This is a genomic window from Acidovorax sp. KPB24-07, assembly GCF_057543315.1.
In genome coordinates, this window is sequence record NZ_BAAJYS010000740.1 from 1 (window position 1) to 1,068 (window position 1,068).

At 72.3% G+C, this 1,068-nt stretch carries 2 protein-coding genes; one reads left to right on the forward strand and one right to left on the reverse strand.

Features of this window, described 5'->3' with window-relative positions:
- A partial coding sequence (locus tag AC27IQ_RS25440; RefSeq protein ID WP_487091286.1) for an aldehyde dehydrogenase family protein occupies positions 1-425 on the reverse strand: 425 nt, incomplete at its 3' end.
- A 233-nt stretch (positions 426-658) separates the two neighbouring features.
- Between AC27IQ_RS25440 and AC27IQ_RS25445 the strand changes: the two genes are divergently transcribed.
- Positions 659-1,068: GNAT family N-acetyltransferase (locus AC27IQ_RS25445; protein ID WP_487091287.1), on the forward strand; the 410-nt coding region annotated here is incomplete at its 3' end.

Sequence of the window (1,068 nt, forward strand, 5' to 3'; positions counted from 1 at the left end):
CCCAGGTGGTCGTGCCGCGTGGCGGCCACCTCGCCGCCGAGCTTGTCGGCGTACTCGGCGAAAAAGCGCAACCCTTCGGCGGTGAAGGGCACGTCCCACGCAGCGGCATCGCGCACCGGGCGCGTGGAGCACACGGCCTCCAGCGGCGCCAGCTGCGGGCCGTCAGCCTCGATCATGTCGGCCCAGCGGCGCAGCACGCGGGCGCGCTCCCGCGGGGCGCGGCGCGCCCAGTCGGTGGTGCACCAAGCCTGCCACGCATCCTGCACCGCGGCGTCCACGGTGGCGGCATCGGCCAGCGGCAGGTCGGCATGCCATTGGCCGTCGGAGGGGCGCAGCACGGCGATGCGGCCGGCATCGGGCACGAGGCGCCCGCCGATGAAGTGGCCGGCGGGAACGGCGATGGACCGGGGATCGAAAAGCAGCATGGAACAGGGGCGCGCAAGGGGCTGCGCGCAGTTGGAAAAAGGTGCTTCGATGCTAGGCAGGAAGGTCCAGCATTTGTGCCCGTAACGCCCCGCGTCACCGCAGCGAATTGCAAAACGCACGCGCCCGGCAGACGAAGCTTGCAAGTTGCGGGCAAACCCGAATTCGGGGTGGTGCGGCCTGCCGATGTCGTCCAAGATAGACGCCCAATCCCTTCGCAACGAGGACGCCGCCCATGCTCTCCACCGCCCTGCCCGCCACCCCTGCCACCGCCGAGGACGGCGTGCTGCTGCGCCCCATGACGCCCGACGACCTGCCGCAGGCGCAGGCGCTGTCGGCCGAACTGCGCTGGCCGCACCGGCTGGCCGACTGGGAGCAGGTGTTCGCGCATTCCGAGGGCCTCGTGGCCGAGCGCGACGGGCAGACCATCGCCACCGCCCAGCGCTGGAAATGGGGCGATCGGCACGCCACCATCGGGCTGGTGCTCGTCACCCCGGCCTGCCAGGGCCGGCGCATCGGCCACCGCCTGATGACCACGCTGCTCGACGGGCTGGACGGCCACACGGTGCTGCTGCACGCCACCGCCGAGGGGCGCGGCCTGTACGAGCGCCTGGGCTTCGTGCGCACGGGCGAGGTGCGCCAGCA